The 18,609-nt window shown below is 55.1% G+C and carries 16 protein-coding genes; 12 read left to right on the top strand and 4 right to left on the bottom strand.

Annotated features, from left to right (window positions below; genetic code table 11):
- Window positions 1–10: 10 nt before the first annotated feature.
- From MHFGQ_RS10530 to MHFGQ_RS10515, 4 genes are all read left to right on the top strand, one after another.
- Window positions 11–1,177, top strand: a complete 1,167-nt coding sequence (locus MHFGQ_RS10530; RefSeq protein ID WP_106006594.1) for a Gfo/Idh/MocA family protein — start codon at window positions 11–13, stop codon at window positions 1,175–1,177.
- Between the two features lie 100 nt (window positions 1,178–1,277).
- A complete protein-coding gene (locus MHFGQ_RS10525) occupies window positions 1,278–2,384 on the top strand; it encodes a M24 family metallopeptidase (protein WP_106006595.1) in 1,107 nt (368 codons plus the stop codon).
- Between the two features lie 7 nt (window positions 2,385–2,391).
- Window positions 2,392–3,501, top strand: a complete 1,110-nt coding sequence (locus MHFGQ_RS10520; protein WP_106006596.1) for a type I phosphomannose isomerase catalytic subunit — start codon at window positions 2,392–2,394, stop codon at window positions 3,499–3,501.
- A 170-nt stretch (window positions 3,502–3,671) separates the two neighbouring features.
- Window positions 3,672–4,343 carry a superoxide dismutase gene (locus MHFGQ_RS10515; RefSeq protein ID WP_106006597.1) on the top strand — a complete coding sequence of 224 codons (672 nt, stop codon included), beginning with the start codon at window positions 3,672–3,674 and terminating at the stop codon, window positions 4,341–4,343.
- On the opposite strand, the gene MHFGQ_RS10510 is transcribed toward MHFGQ_RS10515, so the two are convergent.
- Window positions 4,344–5,930 carry a glycoside hydrolase family 57 protein gene (locus MHFGQ_RS10510; RefSeq protein ID WP_106006598.1) on the bottom strand — a complete coding sequence of 529 codons (1,587 nt, stop codon included), beginning with the start codon at window positions 5,928–5,930 and terminating at the stop codon, window positions 4,344–4,346. It lies immediately after the preceding gene.
- Window positions 5,931–5,996: 66 nt separating this feature from the next.
- Entirely contained in the window at window positions 5,997–6,596 is a 600-nt protein-coding gene (locus tag MHFGQ_RS10505) for a DUF4912 domain-containing protein (RefSeq protein ID WP_170066426.1), read from the bottom strand.
- A gap of 155 nt (window positions 6,597–6,751) precedes the next feature.
- Between MHFGQ_RS10505 and MHFGQ_RS10500 the strand changes: the two genes are divergently transcribed.
- From MHFGQ_RS10500 to nrfD, 8 genes are all read left to right on the top strand, one after another.
- Window positions 6,752–6,952 carry a hypothetical protein gene (locus MHFGQ_RS10500; RefSeq protein ID WP_106006600.1) on the top strand — a complete coding sequence of 67 codons (201 nt, stop codon included), beginning with the start codon at window positions 6,752–6,754 and terminating at the stop codon, window positions 6,950–6,952.
- 35 nt (window positions 6,953–6,987) lie between these two features.
- Window positions 6,988–7,686 carry a CPBP family intramembrane glutamic endopeptidase gene (locus MHFGQ_RS10495; protein WP_106006624.1) on the top strand — a complete coding sequence of 233 codons (699 nt, stop codon included), beginning with the start codon at window positions 6,988–6,990 and terminating at the stop codon, window positions 7,684–7,686.
- A gap of 1 nt (window position 7,687) precedes the next feature.
- Entirely contained in the window at window positions 7,688–8,965 is a 1,278-nt protein-coding gene (rlmD, locus tag MHFGQ_RS10490) for a 23S rRNA (uracil(1939)-C(5))-methyltransferase RlmD (RefSeq protein ID WP_106006601.1), read from the top strand.
- Window positions 8,966–9,048: 83 nt separating this feature from the next.
- Window positions 9,049–10,740: a sigma 54-interacting transcriptional regulator gene (locus MHFGQ_RS10485; protein WP_106006625.1), complete on the top strand. Its 1,692-nt coding sequence runs from the start codon at window positions 9,049–9,051 to the stop codon at window positions 10,738–10,740.
- Window positions 10,741–10,755: 15 nt separating this feature from the next.
- Entirely contained in the window at window positions 10,756–12,966 is a 2,211-nt protein-coding gene (locus MHFGQ_RS10480) for a molybdopterin oxidoreductase family protein (protein WP_245907925.1), read from the top strand.
- Window positions 12,967–13,187: 221 nt separating this feature from the next.
- Window positions 13,188–15,746, top strand: coding sequence for a molybdopterin-dependent oxidoreductase (locus MHFGQ_RS10475; protein ID WP_245907926.1), 2,559 nt, complete (start codon window positions 13,188–13,190; stop codon window positions 15,744–15,746).
- On the top strand, window positions 15,746–16,432 hold the full coding sequence (locus MHFGQ_RS10470) for a 4Fe-4S dicluster domain-containing protein (RefSeq protein ID WP_106006604.1): 687 nt from the start codon (window positions 15,746–15,748) through the stop codon (window positions 16,430–16,432). The genes MHFGQ_RS10475 and MHFGQ_RS10470 overlap by 1 nt, the downstream gene beginning before the upstream one ends.
- Before the next feature lie 72 nt (window positions 16,433–16,504).
- Window positions 16,505–17,752 (top strand): NrfD/PsrC family molybdoenzyme membrane anchor subunit, encoded by a 1,248-nt coding sequence (gene nrfD / locus MHFGQ_RS10465; protein ID WP_170066427.1) that lies wholly within the window; start codon window positions 16,505–16,507, stop codon window positions 17,750–17,752.
- On the opposite strand, the gene MHFGQ_RS10460 is transcribed toward nrfD, so the two are convergent.
- Together MHFGQ_RS10460 and MHFGQ_RS10455 are read right to left on the bottom strand one after the other, a co-directional pair.
- Window positions 17,749–18,012: an AbrB/MazE/SpoVT family DNA-binding domain-containing protein gene (locus MHFGQ_RS10460; protein WP_106006605.1), complete on the bottom strand. Its 264-nt coding sequence runs from the start codon at window positions 18,010–18,012 to the stop codon at window positions 17,749–17,751. The two genes, nrfD and MHFGQ_RS10460, sit on opposite strands and share 4 nt — an antisense overlap.
- A gap of 169 nt (window positions 18,013–18,181) precedes the next feature.
- On the bottom strand, window positions 18,182–18,568 hold the full coding sequence (locus tag MHFGQ_RS10455) for a PAS domain-containing protein (RefSeq protein ID WP_106006606.1): 387 nt from the start codon (window positions 18,566–18,568) through the stop codon (window positions 18,182–18,184).
- Window positions 18,569–18,609 lie beyond the last annotated feature (41 nt).

The raw sequence follows: 18,609 nt of genomic DNA, 5'->3' as shown, positions 1-18,609 counted from the left end.
AGGAAGGGCGATGATGCCAGTTAAATTTGGTATTGGTATGTTGGGATACGGTTTTATGGGTAAAGCCCATACCAACGCATTTAAAAAGATACCCTATATTTTTTACCCCTTTCCGGTGGAACCGGAGCTGGTGGCTATCTGCGGCCGCGATAAGGCCAATGTCCGGGAGACCGCCGCCCGCTACAGGTATCAAAAATGGACCACCGACTGGCGGGAAATGATTGCCGACGATAGGATACAAATCTTCGATAATACCGGCTCCAATGATATTCACTGTGAGCCCTGCATTGCCGCCCTTAAAGCCGGCAAGCACGTCATCGTCGAAAAACCCATGGCCTTAAACCTGGCTGAAGCCTGGAGGATGTACCGGGCGGCCAGGGAAGCAGAAGAGAAAGGTACGAAACACCTGGTGGCCTTTAATTACCGCTTCGTTCCTGCCCTCCGCCTGGCGCGGCGGATTATTGCTGAAGGGTGTTTGGGGAGAATATATCACTTTCGTTCTGCTTACCTGCTCGACCGCCTGTCCGATCCGACGGCTCCCTTTTTTTGGCGCCTGAATAAAGAACGAGCCGGCTCCGGCGTGCTGGGAGATTTAAATTCCCACGCCATAGATATCTTGCGCTTTCTCTTGCAGACAGAAATTAATGCGGTCATGGCCTGGAACCATACTTTTATTTCCCAAAGGCCCGGTCCCAACGGGGATAATTGCCCGGTAGATGTTGAAGACGCCTCAATGCTGTGGCTCAAACTGACCAATGGCGCCATGGCCACCCTGGAAGCCAGCAAGGTGGCCACCGGTTATAAAACCGTGTGGCGCATTGAAATCCACGGCAGCGAGGGGGGACTGGCCTTTGAACTTTCACGGGGGAATGAGCTGCAGTTCTATACCAAGAGCGATCCCTTACACCTCCAGGGGATGCGTACCATCCATGTAACCGAACCCGAGGCCCATGATTATGCCCGTTACTGGTGGCCCAGGGGTCACGGGCTAGGTTGGGAGCACTATCATATCCATATGCTTGAACATTTCCTGCGCTGCATCGCAACCGGGGCAGATGTAGCTCCATGGGGGGCAACCTTTGCCGACGGTTTCCGCTGCCAGGAAGTGATAGAAGCTGCCCTGGTTTCCGGCGAAAAAGGCGGCTGGGTAGATATAAACCATACACAGCTTGAATAGCAACTTACAGAATAGCTCCCTTTATATTTCTGATGGAAGATGCGTCATACTGCGACTATAGAGAGCGAAATGGATATTAAGCTTGCAGGAGCGTGGAAAAATGACAAACAAGCAAAATGAAGTAGCTAAAAAAGAACAGCGTATCAGGGAATTATTGGCCAGGATGGGCCTGGATGGTCTTTGCCTTTCCCGGGCCGTCAATTTTTCCTGGTTTACAGCCGGCGGCAATAACCGTGTCGTGACCGGGTCGGAAACGGGCGCCGCCGCCCTGGTGATCCTGGGCGACAGGAAGTATATAGTAGCCCCTAAAAATGAAATCGAGCGTTTCCTGGAGGAGCAGGTGCCCGACCTGGCTTTTGAGCCCTGGACCTATGAATGGTATGAAAGCAGGGAAAAGGCCATTGCGGACCTCGTCGGTAGCCGCAGGATCGGCAGCGATATACCCATGGGCGACTGGCCGGTGCTGGGCGCCGATCTCAACCGGCTCCGCTATAGCCTGACAGAAGAGGAGATTGCCCGGGCCAGGGAAATAGGGGCCATTTGTTCCCGGGAACTGGCCGCCACCTGCGTTAATATAAGCCCGGGGATGACAGAATGGGAGATCCAGGCCGAGCTATCTTACCGTCTCATCAAGTATGGTATACGGCCGGCTGTATTGCTGGTAGGTACTGATGAACGTGCCTTCAAGCACCGCCATCCTGTACCAACGGACAAAAAGCTGGACAAATATGCCGTTATCGGCCTGGTGGGCGAAAAGGGCGGTCTACACCTGGCTTTGACGAGGTCGGTCTATTTTGGCCGGCTCCCAGATCATTTGCGCCGTCTATATGACGCGGCCCTGAAGGTAGAAGCAGCCTTCTTGCAGGCCAGCAAAGCCGGTACCGGCAGCCGGTTCATTTTTGACCGGGGCCGGGAGGCTTATGCGAACGCCGGTTTCCCGGACGAGTGGCGGCGCCATCACCAGGGAGGAGCCATTGGCTATGCGCCCCGGGAATACCGGGCCGGGGAAGGAGACGAAGAAACCATCCAGCCCGACCAGATGCTGGCCTGGAATCCTACCGTCCAGGGCACCAAATGTGAAGACACGGTATTGGTGAAGGGCGGAGGTGGCCTGGAGTTTTTAACCTCAGTGCCGGGATGGTGGCCGGTAGAAAAGATAATGATTGGACACCAAGAGGTCAGTCGACCCCTTATTCTGGAGAGGTAAGGGCAAGATGCTTAAGAAGCAGCCTTTAAGGCTGGCAGAAAACCGGGTCTGGCGGATGTACACCGGCGGCCGGCTATTGGATCGATTTTTAGGCAAACCGGGGCCGGCCGACGGACATTTTCCGGAAGACTGGATCGGTTCCACTGTTCTGGCTCGTAACCTTGGCCATGACCGACAGGGAACCGAGGGGTTAAGCTATATTATCACGCCGGGGGGAGAAAGATCCAGCTTAAAGCGTCTTCTGGAACAGGCGCCGGCGGCCTTGTTGGGGGAAGAGCATTACCGTAAATATGGTCCCAATCCGGGTATTTTAATTAAACTTTTGGACGCGGCAATGCGGCTCCCCATACAAGTCCATCCCGATAAGGGCCTGGCGCAGAAGTTTTTTAATTCACCCTTTGGTAAAACGGAAGCATGGTTGGTCCTGGCGACCAGGGAGATTAATAGTTCGCCCCCCTATATTCTTTTTGGCTTTCGCGAAGGTGTCTCCTGGGAACATTTTGTCGCAGCGGTACGGGGAAATAATTCACCGGCCCTGGAGCAATGCCTGCATCGCCTGCCGGTACAGGCAGGCGATGTTTATCTCATCGAAGCGGGGGTACCCCATGCCATTGGACCGGGAAATTTAATCCTGGAAATCCAGGAGCCTACGGACATTACTATTCGCGCCGAGAAAAATGTTGGTGAGATTGTAATGACCGACGAAGTCGCCTACCAGGGCTTGACATTGGAACAATCCCTGGAATGTTACCGCTTTGAACCATTGACTGTCGATGAAACGCTGCGAAAATACAAATTAAAACCACGCCTTATTAAAGAACGGCCGGGTCAAGGCCGGGAGCAATGGTTAATCAGTTATACCGATACCCCTTGTTTTGCGCTACGCTATCTCGAGGTGGAATCTTATTGGGAGGTTGAAGGCCATAGTACCTTCCATTATATGATAGTCATTAAGGGAAAAGGGCGGCTGGTGGCTGAGAAAGCAACGGCTGACGCCTCAACGATTATTATTCAGCGCGGCGATTACTTTTTTATTCCCGCCCTGGTTTCCTATCGTATTGAGAATTTACGTGAGGAGTCGGTAGAAATAATAACCTGCTGGCCGCCGCAATCCTAAACTGTTTGTCCCCACTATTGCCATGTCAACCGGCAAAAAGGGGAAGGGGGCTTATGCCGGGCAGGATGGGAGGACCACTTCCTGGCAGAGGAGCAGAGCTTTGTATTTGATAACCGTCCGTTAGAGGGAATGCATAGAATATAAGGAAATGAGATCCGGGAGGAATGGGCATGGCCGAAATGCTGAATTTCTGGCCATCATGGCCGGCGGTTCCTCCGGGCGGGCACCAGTTGCCGCCCCTGCCTTACCCGTATGATGCTTTAGAACCTTTAATCAGCGAAAGGCAACTGCGCCTCCACCATGACCGCCATCATCTGGCTTATGTCGAGGGCCTCAATAAAGCGGAGTTAAAGCTTATTGAAGCGCGCCAGCAAGGCGATTTTGCCCTGGTGAAGCACTGGGAGCGGGAGCTGGCTTTTCACGGTTCGGGTCATATTCTGCACAGCATCTACTGGACGGTGATGACCCCCTGGGGGAAAGGTGGCCCAAGTGGTTTACTGCTAGAGAAAATAACTAATTATTTTGCCAGCATGAGGGCCTTCAAGGAACAATTCGAAAAGGCGGCTATTGATGTGGAAGGCTCCGGCTGGGCGATTCTGATCTGGCAACCGGCCTGGAGCCGCCTGGAAATTTTGACGGCGGAAAAGCACCAGGATTTGACCCAGTGGGGCGGCATTCCCATCCTGGTGCTTGATGTGTGGGAACACGCCTATTACCTGGATTATCAGAACCGGCGCGCCGATTATGTCAAGGCCTGGTGGCAGTTGGTCAACTGGCCGGAGGTAGAAAGACGCCTGCAACTTGCTTTGGCGGCCCAGGTGCCCTTAAACGCGGCTAGCTGATTATCTGCTGGCAAAAACTCGGTAATTTATATCGGGGAAAATATTGTTGGCCTCCTCCAAGGCCTGGATTTTATCCTGGTCCAGGTCATTATTTTTTATTGCCTGGGCAAGCTCCCAGAAATTCAACAGATGCCTTTTTGTACGCTGGACGGCGTAATCTACCATGGTGCCGGTTTTCATAATGAAGGCCCAGTCGCTACTCTGGGCGACCAGTAATTCCCGGGCGGCCTGATTTAAGGCGCGGAGCAGCAGGCCAGCGGCTTCGTGGTACCGGTTGGCCAGGCGGATCATTTCGTCGGCGGCATGGTGGAGATGACGGTAAATCCAGTCGTTGGACCCTTCCAGCCACACCTCGTTGTAACCGTTATTGCCCCAACTGGACATACAGGGCGTGGCCGGCTGGTTAACGGGGAACCGTTCCAGGTACTCGCTCGGGGTGATGAAGATAAAGGGTTGGTGGGCGAGACCGGCGACCTGGCGGAAAAGGGATTCTAAAAATTGGGGTCCCTCAAACCACCAGTGCCCGAAGAGCTCGGCGTCATAGGGACAGACAACTATCGGCGGCCGGTCCATATATTCGGATAAATATTTAATCTGGTGTTCGCGATTAAAAAGGAAGTTGCCGGCATGGGTATGGGCCTTGAAGCTTGCCCATTCTGGTACGTAAGGCTCTTTATAGTTGGATTTGCCGGTGATGCGGTAGTATTTCATGCCGGTATCCACCCGCAGGCCGGAAGGATGAATGTAAGGTTTGATATACTCGTAATCCAGGTCGTAGCCGATATCCCGGTAGAACTCCCGGTAATCGAAGTCGCCGGGGTAGCCTTCCTGGGCGCTCCACACCTGTTCCGAGGATTCCAGGTCGCGGCCGAAGGCAGCCACGCCCGCTGGGGTGTAGACCGGGGCAAAAATGCTGTAGCGCGGCCGCGGTGTGGCGTAGAGGAGGCCGTGGGCGTCGACAAAGAAATATTTAATGCCGTAATCCCTTAATATAGCGTCATCTCCCGGATTATAGGCGCATTCGGGCAGCCACAGGCCCGCCGGCGGGCGGCCGAAGTGGCGGCGGTGATTGTTAACGGCCACCTCCACCTGGGCCCGGACCACTTCTCGCTGCAAACCGATCAAGGGGAGATAACCGTGGGTGGCGGCGCAGGTGATTATTTCTACATTGCCGCTGTCCTGGAGTTCCCGGAAGGCCTTGATCAGGTCGCCACCGTAGGCCAGGTAAGTACGATAGATGTCTTCAAAGAGATTTTGATACATGCGGGCAACCAGGTGGAAACTAGGATCGTTCCTGGTGCGCCATACCTCACGGGCGGCCAGCTCCCGCAAGCGCTCCAGGTAACGGCGGTAATGTTCCTGAACCAATGAATCGGCCATCATGGCCGTCAACGGCGGACTTAAGGACAAGGTCAACTTATACGGCACCCCGTCCCGGTTCAACCGCCGGCACACATGGAGCAAGGGGATATACGTTTCCGTCATGGCCTCGTGGAACCACTTTTCGGCCAGGGAAAAGTCGTCTTCTGTATCCCGGACATAAGGCAGATGGGCATGTAAAACCAGGGCGACATAGCCACGGGGCATAAAGTCCTTCCTTTCATAAGGTACTTATGTAATGATTTAAGGACGGGTTTTATATAATCCCCGCCCTTATTCCTCAGGTTTTACCAGCAGGGAAGAACTGATACCCTTTGCCTTGCCATAACCCTCGACGGCCTGCCAGCAGGCTTCCAGGGGCGGCCAGAGGGGATCGATAACTTCGCTGGGTCTGTCGGCCGGAGTGGTGACTATATTGGAGCGGGCTATGGTGACAAAGCCGTGTTCCGGAAACCACCGCCCCAAGTCGACACAAAAGGTGCTGCAGGGCTTACCTGTATGAATGTACCAGTTGTCGGCCATTTCCGTTATGGCAATTTCAAAAAAGGGAGCGTGAAGAAAATCATAGGGATTATTAGTCAGATCGTAGATGCGCAGTAGGGGGCGGGATTTCTCCCAGGCGCTCAGGCCGAAGCGATTTTTAAGCTCTTCCTTTTTGGCATCGCTTAACTCCCAGTAGGCATAAAGCCAGTAGGGGTCCTTCACCATCAGGACAATCTCATCTTTGCCGTATTTTTGCGGTAACTCTTTCCTTGGCGATGTCTCGACCACCGGCAGGGGTTTGGCTGCTGGGCGGGCGGTCTGTCGGCGCCGATACCAGATAAATATCCCCGCCAAAAGGGCCAAGGCCAACAGGACGATAAGGGTTATCATGCAATAATCACCGCTCTCTGGTGGAATAATGCTAATGGGCCGTTTTGGCTCATCGCATAGTATATCCACTTACTTTAACTTTATTGCCGCCGAGCCGAGGAAAGTAAAGGGGCGATAACCATGCCGCGCGAGCTGGTTTTGGGAAACGGGCGCTGTTGATCAATTTCGACGCCGAATTTAATATGCGTGATTTATATTACCCTTATGTCGGTTGGCCCAACCATATCGGGAGAGAAAGAAACCGCCTGGGATGCTGGGTGGACGAGGTGTCGGTTTCTCCTTTAACCTGGTCCCATGCCGCCTTCGTAAGCGCCGTGGAAAGGTACATCAACCGTAGGCAGCAGTTGCAAAGGTAGGGGGCTTGTTATATATTTTTAGCGAGGTGAAACCGATGGCGGGAGAAACGGAGAAAATACCTTGGAATCTATGGCAGTGTCTCCTGGTCTTGCTGGGGATGGTGACGGCGGGTTACGGTACGGCGTTGCTGGTGCGTTTTTTTGCTCCGGGTTTGGCCCCGGCCTATCGATATCTGATGGTAGGCTTGGCCCAGGGTGCGGCCGTCCTGGGAGGGCTCCATTATATCGTCCGCGTTAAAAACGGCCTGGGATTGGAAGCCGTTGGCTTAAAAACAACTACTGTCCCTAGAGCCATCACCTCAGGTCTGGGTGGCGGGCTGGTTTTATTTTTGCTGGTAATTTTAGTGGGCAGCCTGTTGCAGTTGTTTTTACCCGATCAGGCTCCCCAACCCTTCACTGAACTGGTCATCCACGCCCGGCGGCCCAGCGATTTGCTTATACCGCTGTTTCTTGCCTCGTTTTTAGCCCCTGTAACCGAGGAACTTTATTTCCGGGGCTTTCTTTTTCCCGTCCTCAAAGAACGTTACGGGTTGAAAAAGGGACTTCTCGGCAGCGGCTTAATCTTTGCCCTGCTCCACTTCGATCTTGTCCGCTTCCTCCCCCTTACCATGGGGGGCGTCGGCCTGGCCTATCTTTATGAACGGACGGAAAACATCGTCGCGGCCATTATCGCCCATGCCACCTGGAATACAATCATGATTTTCCTTTTATATTTTGCCCTGCGGTGGGTATAAAATGCAGAAAATCGAAATAACCGGGCTCAACCACGAGGGGGCGGGCGTTGGGCGCTTGCCGGACGGCATGGTCGCCTTTGTGCCGGGGGCCCTGCCGGGAGAGAGGGTAAAAATCGAGCTCAGCGCCAGGAAAAAACATTACGCCCTGGCGCGGCTGCTGGAGATCGAAAAAGCTTCCCCGGATCGGGTTTTACCGCCTTGCCCCGAGGCCGGCTCCTGCGGCGGCTGTCAACTGCAGCACCTGGACTATCGCGCTCAGCTTTTATGGAAACGGCGCCTGGTTGTTGAAGCCCTGCGGCGCCTGGGAGGTTTACGGGACGTTAGTGTCTTGCCCGTTTTGGGAATGGTCAACCCGTGGGGATACCGCAACAAGGTGCGACTTCATGTGGCCGATAACAGCCTCGGTTTTTATCGGCCGGGGAGTCATGAGGTGGTTCCCTTTTTCCACTGTCGTCTGGTGCCGTCAGAATTTATGGAAGTAGTCCGGGAGTTGGCGCGGTTGTTGCCGGTCCTGGGAAGGGGACCGGAACATGTTATCTTACGGCGGGGATGGGCCACAGGAGAGATGCTCTTAGCCCTGGAGGCCCGGACCGGTTGGACGGAAGGGGAGGTTCTGGCCGGAAAACTATCCCGCCGTTTTCCGGAACTGGTAGGGGTAGTGGCCCTGCCTTCAGGAGAAGGTTATTGTGAAACAATCCTTTTGGGAAGGAATTACCTGGAGGAACGCCTGGACGGGTTGCGTTTTCATATATCGGCGACGACCTTTTTTCAGGTAAATTCGGCCCAGGCCCAAGTCCTTTACGAGCTGGCGGCGGCTATGGCAGGACTACAGGGAGGCGAAAAGGTCTTGGATGCCTACTGCGGCAGTGGAGCTATCGCCATGTGGCTGAGTAGGCGGGCGAGTATGGTTATCGGGGTGGAAGTGGTAGAAGGAGCCGTGCAAGACGCCAGGCGCAACGCCGTGTTAAATAAGGTTGACAATCTCCGGTTCCATGTCGGGGCCGCGGAAAGGTTACTGCCGCATCTGGCGGCGGAAGGTTACCGTCCGGAAGTAGTGGTTTTGGATCCGCCTCGGGCCGGCTGCGATCGCCGGGTGATTGATGCCGTAGCGGTCATGCAACCACGCCGCATAGTTTACGTTTCCTGCAACCCGGCGACCCTGGCCCGGGACCTGGCCCTGCTGCAAAAAAGGGGATACACTCCCGGCCCGGTGCAGCCGGTGGACATGTTTCCCCACACCTACCACATTGAATGCGTGTGCCGTCTAGACCGGATGTAGGAAAAGTGGCCGGGTTGCAGGAAGGAAGGCGAGATGTTAACATAATAACGGACAAAAAGATTATTGGGGAGGGGAGGGAAAAGATGGCCGGGAATACCGGGGAATTTTGGGCCGCAACCTTTAACACCCTGCACCAGGGGATGATTTACGTCGATGCCGGCGGCCGCATTCAAGTCGCCAACCCCCTGGCCGCCGCCATCCTGGGGCTGGCCGGGCGGGATCTAAAAGGCCGCCGCTTGCCGGAGATTTTTCCGGAGACGCGCCTGGCCGAGGTCTTAACCAGCGGCCATCCCCTCCTGGGAACTAGTTTTGCCTCCGGGTCCGCAAACTACCGCGTCGATTATTTTCCCGACAACCGCGGGGGCGTCGTCGTCCTTTTTACGGAACATCGACCGGATGCAGCGCAGCTTCACGCCCTTAATGACCTTTATGCCGCCATCCTTGATGATTTACCCCTGTATCTTGCGGTTGTGGACCGCCGGGGTATAATTGTAAGCATCAACCAGATGTATGCCGAACTCCTGGGGCGCCGGGCGGAGGCTCTTGTCGGACTAAAAATCGACGAGGTTTTGCCCTTCAGCCGTATGTCGGAGGTCCTGGCTAAGGGCCGGCCGGTAGTCGCCTTTGAAGCCAGTTGCGTGGGAAAGAAACTGATGTTGTCGGAAATGCCTGTCAAAGATGCGGCCGGCAACCTTTTAGGTGCGGTAAGCAAGGCCGTGGCCTGTGAGGAGCTGGCCGCTGCAGGCATAAAGGACATCACCCGCCGCCTGCAGGTTCTAGAGGGCAAAATCCTCTTTTATCAGCAGGAACTGGCCTCCCTTAAGGGTGAGCAGGACGCCTGGCAGGGCATCCTGGGGACCAGTCCGGCCATGACGCAGCTAAAAAGACTGGCGGCCCGGGTGGCCCGGGGCGACGCCAGCGTTTTAATCACCGGTGAGAGCGGTACCGGCAAAGAACTCCTGGCCCAGGCCATCCATCGGGCCAGCCCGCGCTGTAATGAACCCCTGATAAAGATCAACTGCGCCGCTATCCCGGAAAACCTGTTGGAGGCAGAGCTTTTCGGCTACGAAGAAGGCGCCTTTACCGGAGCGGCCCGGGGTGGGCGGCCGGGTAAGTTTGAACTGGCCGACGGCGGTACCATCTTCCTTGATGAAATCGGGGATTTGCCCTTAAGCATGCAGCCTAAACTCCTGCGCGTCTTGCAGGAGAGGGCCTTTGAACGGGTGGGCGGCCGCCGCACCATCAAGGTGGACGTGAGGATCATCGCCGCCACCAATCAGGACCTCCTGGCCCTGGAGGCGGCCGGCAAATTCCGACGCGACCTTTATTACCGCCTTGCAGTAGTAAACCTCACTATTCCACCCTTAAGGGAAAGGCCGGAGGACATCGAGGTTTTGACGGCGGCCATTATTCGGCGCCTTAACAGCCGCTACGGTACGGACGTCAGGGGTCTGGCGCCGGCGGTGCGGGAGTTCTTTTACCGCTATCCCTGGCCGGGTAATGTCCGCGAGCTGGAAAACGTTTTGGAGCATGCCTTTAATTTCCTGGAGCCCGGGGAAGACATTATCCGCCGCGAACACCTGCCGGCTTCGATGCAACAGGTCAGGGACGGCGGGGCCGGCCTGGATTTAAAGGAGGCCGTTGCCGAAGCAGAAAAGGCGGCCATTCAGAGGGCCCTGGCGGCCGCCGGGGGTAACAAGCAAGAAGCGGCAAGGCTTCTGGGAATTCACCCTTCCGGCCTGTATCAGAAATTAAAGCGTTATGATATAGAATAAAAAAGGATGATGCCGGTGGCACTTTCAGAGTTGCAGCACGGAATAGCCAACCTGTTTCATGAACGGGAAGATTTGGCCGTAGATCGCTGGGTAGCTACAACCTGCGGCTACTGCGGTACCGGCTGCGGCCTCTACCTGGGGATTAAAGGTGGACGGGCGGTAGCGGTCAAGGCCGACCCTGCCGCGCCGGTAAATAAAGGCCACCTGTGCCTTAAAGGTCTTTATGAATGGAAGATATTGGATCACCCGGAGCGGGCGACGGTGCCCCTCCGGCGCCGGAATGGGGCGATGGAACCCGTCATCTGGGAAGCAGCCCTGGCCGAGGTGGCGCACCGCTTTCGGGAGGGCCTGGCCACCGGCGGGCCGGAGGCCGTGGGCATCTACCACGGTGGGCAGCTGACCCTGGAGGAATACTACGCCATCCACAAGCTGGCCAAAGGCGTCCTGGGAACGCCCAACATCGACGCCAACACCCGGCTGTGCATGGCTTCCACGGTAAGCGGCCATATCCGCTCCTTTGGTGTGGATGCCCCGCCCGGCTGTTACGAAGACCTGGATGTGAGCGGCCTCATTTTCATTTTCGGTGCCAACCCGGCGGAGATGCACCCCCAGCTATGGCAGCGGATTTTACGCAACCGTAAACTTAACGGGGCCAGAATCATGGTGGCCGACCCGCGCCTGACCCTGCCGGCCCGGGCGGCCGACCTCCACCTGCGTTTGCGCTGCGGTAGCAATATTCCCTTACTCTACAGCCTGATTAATGTTTTGATTAAGGAAGACATGCTGGATAAAGATTTTATCCGGCGTTCTACGGTGGGGTTTGAAGAACTGGCAGAAGCGGCCGCCGCCTTTCCACCGGAGCGGGCGGCAAATCTTACCGGCGTACCGGCGGCGGATATTGTGGCCGCCGCCCGCCTTTTCGGCCGTTCCCCAAGCGCCGTGACCGTATTCTGCCAGGGCGTCAACCAGAGCTGCCAGGCGGTCGATACGGTAACCCTGATTAACTCCCTACATCTTGTAACTGGTAAAATCGGCAAGCCGGGCTCGGCCCCCCTTTCCCTGACCGGCCAGGCATCGTCCATGAGCATGCGGGAAATCGGCGGGGGCGGTTCCCTGCCGGGTTTTCGCAATCCAGAGAATCCCGAGCACCGCCGCCAGGTGGCCGATTATTGGGGTATACAGGTAGAAAAGTTACCGCGCAGGATAAATGACATCAATCGTATGCTGGAGATGATAGAAGACGGGAAGCTTAAGGTCCTCTGGGTTATCGGCACCAACCCGGCCGTATCTTTACCGGATCTGGGTTTCAGCCGCCGCCAGCTGGAAAAGGTCTTTTTAATCGTCCAGGACATTTTTTATCCCATGGAGACGGCGGCCTATGCCGATATCTTCCTGCCCGCCGCGGGATGGGGGGAGAAAACGGGAGTAGTTACCAACTCGGAACGGCGCCTGAATCTGGTCCGCCGAGCCGTTGCTCCACCTGGAGATGCGTGGGAGGATTTGGCCATCGTCGCCCGGGTGGCCCGGTATCTGGGGGCGGAAGAATTATTTGCCTGGAAGGGGCCGGAAGACGCCTTTCGTGAGCTGCGGGAGCTGACCCGCGGCAGGCCCAATGATATTACGGGTGTGGACTATGCCCTGCTGGAAAGGAAGGGCGGCGTCCAGTGGCCCTGTCCGGAAGGCGGGCGGGAAACGCCGCGCCTTTACAGCGACGGCGTGTTTCCCACGCGGCCGGAAGAAGCCCAGGGTTACGGAGCATTCAATAATCCGGAGGGCCGAGCCCGCCTGTGGGCTGTTCCGTATGTACCACCGCCGGAGGTTCCTGACGAGGAGTTTCCCTTCTGGCTCAATACCGGCCGGATTATCGAGCATTACCATACCCGCACCAAGACCAAGCGCATACCGGAGTTGCAGGCCCTGGCCCCTGAAGCCTATGTCGAAATTAACCCCCGGGACGCGGCCCAATTGCAGGTGGTCGAAGGAGAGATGGTGCGGGTGGTAACCCGCCGGGGCTGGGTCGAAGTACCTGCCAGGCTTACTGAGGTTGTGGCACCGGGGGAAGTCTTTATACCCTTTCACTTCGGCGACCTGGACCCCGGTGAAGGGAGGAAACGTCGGGCGGCCAACCTTTTAACCGGACGGTTCGTCGATCCCCTTTCCGGCCAGCCCCGGGCCAAGGCAGGCGCCTGTCGGATTGAAAAGCGGGTTCCCGGAAATGGGGGGTAGTACAGGAGCATGGGGCATGAGGGAAGGGGTAAAAACTAAAACGGCCAAGGGGTTTCTATAAAACTAGAAAGGCATTCTAAGATTTTAGAGACATTATTGATATGACATAAAAAAGGGTCCCGGAAAGACATGGTCCGGGGCTTTTTGTTTTATTGGCATGCAACTTGCAATACAACACAAGTAAAAATATGTTACTTTCACAATCCATGGAGGTAGGGATAATGGGTGTAAAGCTCAAACGACGCCAATTTTTAAAGGCGTCGGCGGCTGCCGCCGTCATGATGGGGGTTGCCGGAACGGGCAAGTATCTTGTTTCCGAGGCCGCGGTAGGGGAAAGCCCTGCTCCTTTAAAAGACGTTAAATACGTGCGCAGCACTTGCTCGCCCAACTGCACTTCTTCCTGCGGGATAAAGGCCATGGTAGTAGACGGGCAGATAAAGGCCCTGTTTCCCACCAACGACTATCCCGAGCCCGAGTACGGTCCGCGGGGCTGCTTAAGAGGCCTGAGTTATATTAACGTTATTTACGGCCCCGATCGCATTAAAAAGCCCCTCATCAGGACAGGAGAACGGGGTAAGGGGGAATTTAAAGAGGTTTCCTGGGAAGAAGCCCTGGACTACGCCGCTGACCGTTTAAAGGAAATAGCCGCCAAATATGGCCCGGAGTCTATTTGCTTTAGCTTTCAGGTGGGCGGAACCGGACACGTTCAGAAGGGGGCGTGGATTGCCCTTTCCACCCTGGCGGGATGGAATTTGAACCATCCTTATGATAAAAACGGTGACCTGCCCATGTTCTGGCCCCAGACCTTTGGCGTCCAGTCAGAAGAGCTGGAACCCCTGGAATGGACCAATTCCCGCTATATCGCTGTTTTCGGCTCGAATATTATGGTCACCCGTTTGATCGATTCCGATTTCTTAATCAAAGCGCGCAATAACGGCGCCAAACTCGTTGTCTTTGATCCCAACTACTGTGCCACGGCCGCCAAGGCGGATGAATGGGTGCAGCTTAAACCCAGTAGTGACGCGGCCTTAGCCCTGGGGATGGCCCGGGTGATAATCGAAGAAAAGCTGTACGACGAAGAATTTATCAAAACCTTTACCGATATGCCCCTTCTGGTGCGCCTCGATACCGGAAAACGCCTCAGGGCGGATGAAGTAAAAGGCCTGGAAAGGCCCGCCGACGTACCGCCCTACAGGGAAGCTTTTGTCGCTTATAACGGCGGTTTCCTTGTTGTGCACCCGGAAAAACTCGAGCTTCCCCTCAATGTGGCCCTGGAAGGGGAGCTGGAAGTGGAATTAAAGGACGGCACCAGGGTGAAGGCAAAACCAATCTTCCAGCTGCTGAAGGAACACCTGGCTGCCTATCAACCGGCCTATGTGGAACAAGAAACGGGGGTACCGGGGGATACCGTTGTCCGCCTGGCCCGGGAGATGGCGACTACAAAACCCCTCCATGTCATCTACGGTGCCAGCAACTACCAGTGGTATCACGGTGACCTTAAGGGTCGCGCCCTGGCCCTGCTGCCGGTGCTAACAGGCAATATCGGAAAGCCCGGGGCAGGTATTTCGACGTACGCCGGACAGTACAAGATCCGGTTTAACGTAAAAGAATGGTGGTTCCCGAAAACACCGCGCTGGTTGCCCTGGCTTTATATCCTCCACGGCCCCACAGCAAACATGAAAGCGAAGTGGCCGGCCCACGGGGTAAAGGCCTTGATTTTTGGATGGGGAAATCCCTTCGATCAGCATAATATGGCCGACCGCCTGCGGCAGATGGCGGTAAAAGGCGAGCTGGAATTCATTGTGGGGATGGACCACCAGATGACCACCAGCTGCCTTTACAGCGACGTCATATTCCCCGTATCCAGCTGGTACGAAAAGACGGAGCTGACGACTACACCCCTGCATCCTTATATGCAGCTGCAGCAGCCGGCCATAAAGCCCTTGTATGAATCGAAATCCGAAATTTGGATCGCCAGGGAAATTGCCAGGAGACTGAACCCCGAGTTTGAAAAACATTTCTTTCCCGGGCTGGATGAAAACGCGGCGGCTGAAAAGGTGATTGAACTGCTCCTCAAAACCGGCGGCTCGGAGGTGGCCGGGATTACCCTGGAACAGCTCAAGAAAGGCCCTGTGCGCCTGAAGTCGGAGGTGCCGGGAAACCGCCAGATCCCCTTTTACGAGCAGGTACAGTTTAAAAAGCCCTTCCCACCCGTCAGTCGGCCGGCGGCGCTGGAAGCTACCGCTCAATTTGTAAAAAGCGGCAGGATCGAATTTTACAAGGAAGAGGATACCTTTATGCAACTCGGCGAAACCTTGCCTGTGCACAAGCCGCCCTTTGTAGAAAGCGAGTATGCCTTAAACCCGGGAGCCAAAGGCAAGTACCAGTTTGCTTTCATTACCCGTAACTCCCTTTATCGTATTCACTCCAATCACTCCAATAATATCTGGATGAACGAGCTGCAGGATAATGAGCCGAAGGTTTTCTTAAACCCTGAGGACGCGGCTGAAAAAGGGATTAAAGAGGGAGACCTGGTCGAAGTTTACAACGACCGCGGCAAGGTTAGAGGTTACGCCGTTCTGGACCCCGGTCAGGGGAGAAAAATCATCGTCTTTGAGCAGGGTTGGTGGAGCCGCTATCTCAAAGGAGATTCTTATAACTCATTAACCTATCCCTTTATCAAGCCCACCCATGAGGTCTACTTTGTGCCCGGCATATGGGCCCCCAATACCGCCTGGAACGAAACCCTCTGCGATGTCAGGAAGGCTGGTGAAGCGTAATGAAACTGGGAATGGTCATCGACCTGGACCGCTGTATCGGCTGCCGTACCTGCGCGGTGGTCTGTAAAGAGCATAATTCGCAACCGCCGGGCACCTGGTGGAACCGGGTATTTACACCTGGAAGTAAGGAGCACCAGATCCCCCTCGCTAAAGACGGGGAAGCGCAGATGTACTTTTTACCCGTGTCCTGCCAGATGTGCGAGAACGCTCCCTGCGAAAAGGTCTGCCCGGTTGGGGCGACTTATACCGACAAACAGGGCCGGGTGCTGGTTGACTACGAGCGCTGCATCGGCTGCCGTTACTGTATGGCTGCTTGTCCCTATGGCGTGCGCCAGTTCAACTGGGAGGACCAGCAAAAGGCCAAAGCGAAGGCGGGTTATATGCCGGGGTATGATTACGGCTATCCTTTCGAGCATCGTGACCAGAACGGCCGCCTGGTTTACAAGCCGGATCGTCCCAAAGGAATTGTGGAAAAATGCACCTTCTGCGTGCAGTATACCGATAAGGGAGATCCACCTATTTGTGTCCAGGCCTGCCCTGCCGGGGCCCGCTTCTTTGGCGACCTCGATGACCCCCGGTCGGAGGTAAGCCGCCTGGTGCGGCAACGACAGGCCCTGAGACTGAAAGAAGAATTGGGTACAAAGCCCAAGGTCTTTTACCTGCCGCCCGCAGGACCACGGAAGTAAGGGAAGACCTTTACTCGGGATAGCGCCATTCAACAAAGCCAGGCAAGTAACATTTTCTAGGAGGGAGACCTTGTGAGGAAACTAAATGTGCCTTTTGCCCTTGGTCTGGTTCTTTTGCTGGTAAGTTTATTTACCTGGGGTTACCAGCTTAAAAACGGCCTGATTGTGACCGGTATGCGCAATCCCTTTAGCTGGGGACTGTACATTGCCACCTTTGCCTTCTTTGTGGGGATTGCCGCCGGGGGGCTAATCGTTTCTTCTTCGGTTTACCTTTTCAATCTTGAGCAGTTGAAGCCCTTTACCCGCATTGCTTCCCTTTCCGCCTTTGCCAGCATTATGGCCGCGGCGGTAATCATCCTGCCTGACCTGGGGCGGGTAGACAGGATTTACAACTTGCTGTTGCACCCCAATTTCCGGTCGCCTTTAATATGGGACGTAATAGTTGTTAGCGCCTATACCATATTAACTTTTTTAAGCGTCTATTTTCAGCTTTTGCCTGACTGGAAAAAGGGAGGATGCGGTTTTCTTAACGGCTGGACAAGGAAGCTTTCCCAGGAGGAAGTAGAAAGCATTTCTGCCAGTTGGTCCCGGCGGGTAGCCATGGTGGGGCTCCCGGTGGCGATTCTAATTCACACCATCACGGCCTTGATTTTTGCCACCCAGGCCTCCCGCGGCTGGTGGTATACGGCGGTTTTACCTCCGGATTTCATTGCTGTGGCGGTGGCTTCGGGGACGGCCCTGGTCCTGGTGATTGCCCTCCTGGTAGCCGGGAAAGAGAGGTTTAACCAGTATGCCGGCGCCTTTAATACCCTGGCCCGGATTACAGCCGGCGCCCTGGCCGTCCACTTCTTTTTCGTAGCCATGGATATCTTAATTCACTGGTGGTGGGGCAGCCCCGAAGCCCTGGGGGTTCTATCCCTGGTGTTTAACCGCTACGTACCCCTCTACCTGGTGGAAATAGTCCTGCCGGCCTTTGTTATGATTTATTTCTTTACGGCAAAAGCCAGGCGATCGCCACGTAACCTCCTTTGGGGATGTTTTCTCCTTTTTGCCGGTGTCTTTGTCCACCGCTTGATGTTAATGTTCCCGGCCTTCAATCAGTACCCTTTAAGCCTTTCCCTGCCCGGAATGGAGGTAGAAGGCTGGCACTATCCGGTGGCCGTAGGCACCTATCAGGCGAATGCTCCAGTGTTTGTCGGCTCTTGGCCCTACATGCCAACCGTCCTGGAAGTTGCCGTTGATCTCTTACCCTTCGGCCTGGCCCTCCTGATTATCGCCTTGTTGGTAGGCTCGTACAATTTCTTGCCGGAAAAACGTTAAGCCGGGACGACGGTCCCGGCTTTATAGTTTTCTTTTTCGGTTTCCCCGGCATGTTCTGCTAGCAGCGACCGGACCAGGCTGGTTTCACCCTTTAACGCTCCGTACAACCGCGCGAAGGGTTTTTCCTTCAGGGGGACCAGTACCAGCTTCCCCTCGGCCACCTGCACCTCAAACTTGTCCCCCTGCTTAATGGCATATTTTTTTCGGATGTCAGCGGAGATAATTAGCTGCCCTTTTGAAGATATCGTCACTACCGGCACTGCCTTACTTCCTCCTCAACTTACATTATAAAGGTAAGGCCGAGGAGAATCAACGTATACGAAAGCCCATTTGGCTATTAACAGGATTTTCCGTGGGAAGAAAGAAATATCAAACCTGAATCCATGACAACCCAATAACAAAACAGTTTTTGTATGGCTCAAAATTTTTCTAGAGAAAAAGTTTGCCAGGCTGGACAAAATAGGGGCGCCTGTGTTTCCCGGTAATTTCGCGGCTGATGATGACCAACCCTTGAAAATAGCCGTTTTGGCTTAAAGGGATAAAATAGTTCTGCACCCAGCGGTGGCCATGGTAAATGGTGTGCTGCCATATAGAGGAGGATTGCTTTGTAATTTCTTGCCAGCACGCCTGAATTCGCCCGTGCAAATGGGGTGGGTGGCAGTCCAGGAAGGTGGCGGTAGCGCTCGGTGCCGGTCCCAGAAGCTTTTCGGCCAAAGGGTCGGCATAGAACAAACGGCCGTTAGCATCCATCCAGGTTACCCCCATGGGGATTTCGCCAAGTAGTTGCAGCAGAAGTTCTTCTATCAGATTAACCATCGCCCTGGTCCTCGTTTTACAAAAAGAGATGGTTTCAACGT

Origin of the sequence: Moorella humiferrea, assembly GCF_039233145.1 — a bacterium.
GTDB classification, from domain to species: Bacteria; Bacillota; DSM-521; order Neomoorellales; family Neomoorellaceae; genus Neomoorella; species Neomoorella humiferrea.
The sequence above is the reverse complement of the archived record's forward strand: the minus strand, read 5'-3'. Positions and strand labels throughout refer to the sequence as shown.

Bases quoted from the DNA above. Each gene is read 5' to 3' on its own strand.
- MHFGQ_RS10530 (WP_106006594.1), top strand. From the start codon at position 11: ATGATGCCAGTTAAATTTGGTATTGGTATGTTGGGATACGGTTTTATG.
- MHFGQ_RS10525 (WP_106006595.1), top strand. From the start codon at position 1,278: ATGACAAACAAGCAAAATGAAGTAGCTAAAAAAGAACAGCGTATCAGG.
- MHFGQ_RS10520 (WP_106006596.1), top strand. From the start codon at position 2,392: ATGCTTAAGAAGCAGCCTTTAAGGCTGGCAGAAAACCGGGTCTGGCGG.
- MHFGQ_RS10515 (WP_106006597.1), top strand. From the start codon at position 3,672: ATGGCCGAAATGCTGAATTTCTGGCCATCATGGCCGGCGGTTCCTCCG.
- MHFGQ_RS10510 (WP_106006598.1), bottom strand. From the start codon at position 5,930: ATGCCCCGTGGCTATGTCGCCCTGGTTTTACATGCCCATCTGCCTTAT.
- MHFGQ_RS10505 (WP_170066426.1), bottom strand. From the start codon at position 6,596: ATGATAACCCTTATCGTCCTGTTGGCCTTGGCCCTTTTGGCGGGGATA.
- MHFGQ_RS10495 (WP_106006624.1), top strand. From the start codon at position 6,988: ATGGCGGGAGAAACGGAGAAAATACCTTGGAATCTATGGCAGTGTCTC.
- rlmD (WP_106006601.1), top strand. From the start codon at position 7,688: ATGCAGAAAATCGAAATAACCGGGCTCAACCACGAGGGGGCGGGCGTT.
- MHFGQ_RS10485 (WP_106006625.1), top strand. From the start codon at position 9,049: ATGGCCGGGAATACCGGGGAATTTTGGGCCGCAACCTTTAACACCCTG.
- MHFGQ_RS10475 (WP_245907926.1), top strand. From the start codon at position 13,188: ATGGGTGTAAAGCTCAAACGACGCCAATTTTTAAAGGCGTCGGCGGCT.
- MHFGQ_RS10470 (WP_106006604.1), top strand. From the start codon at position 15,746: ATGAAACTGGGAATGGTCATCGACCTGGACCGCTGTATCGGCTGCCGT.
- MHFGQ_RS10455 (WP_106006606.1), bottom strand. From the start codon at position 18,568: ATGGTTAATCTGATAGAAGAACTTCTGCTGCAACTACTTGGCGAAATC.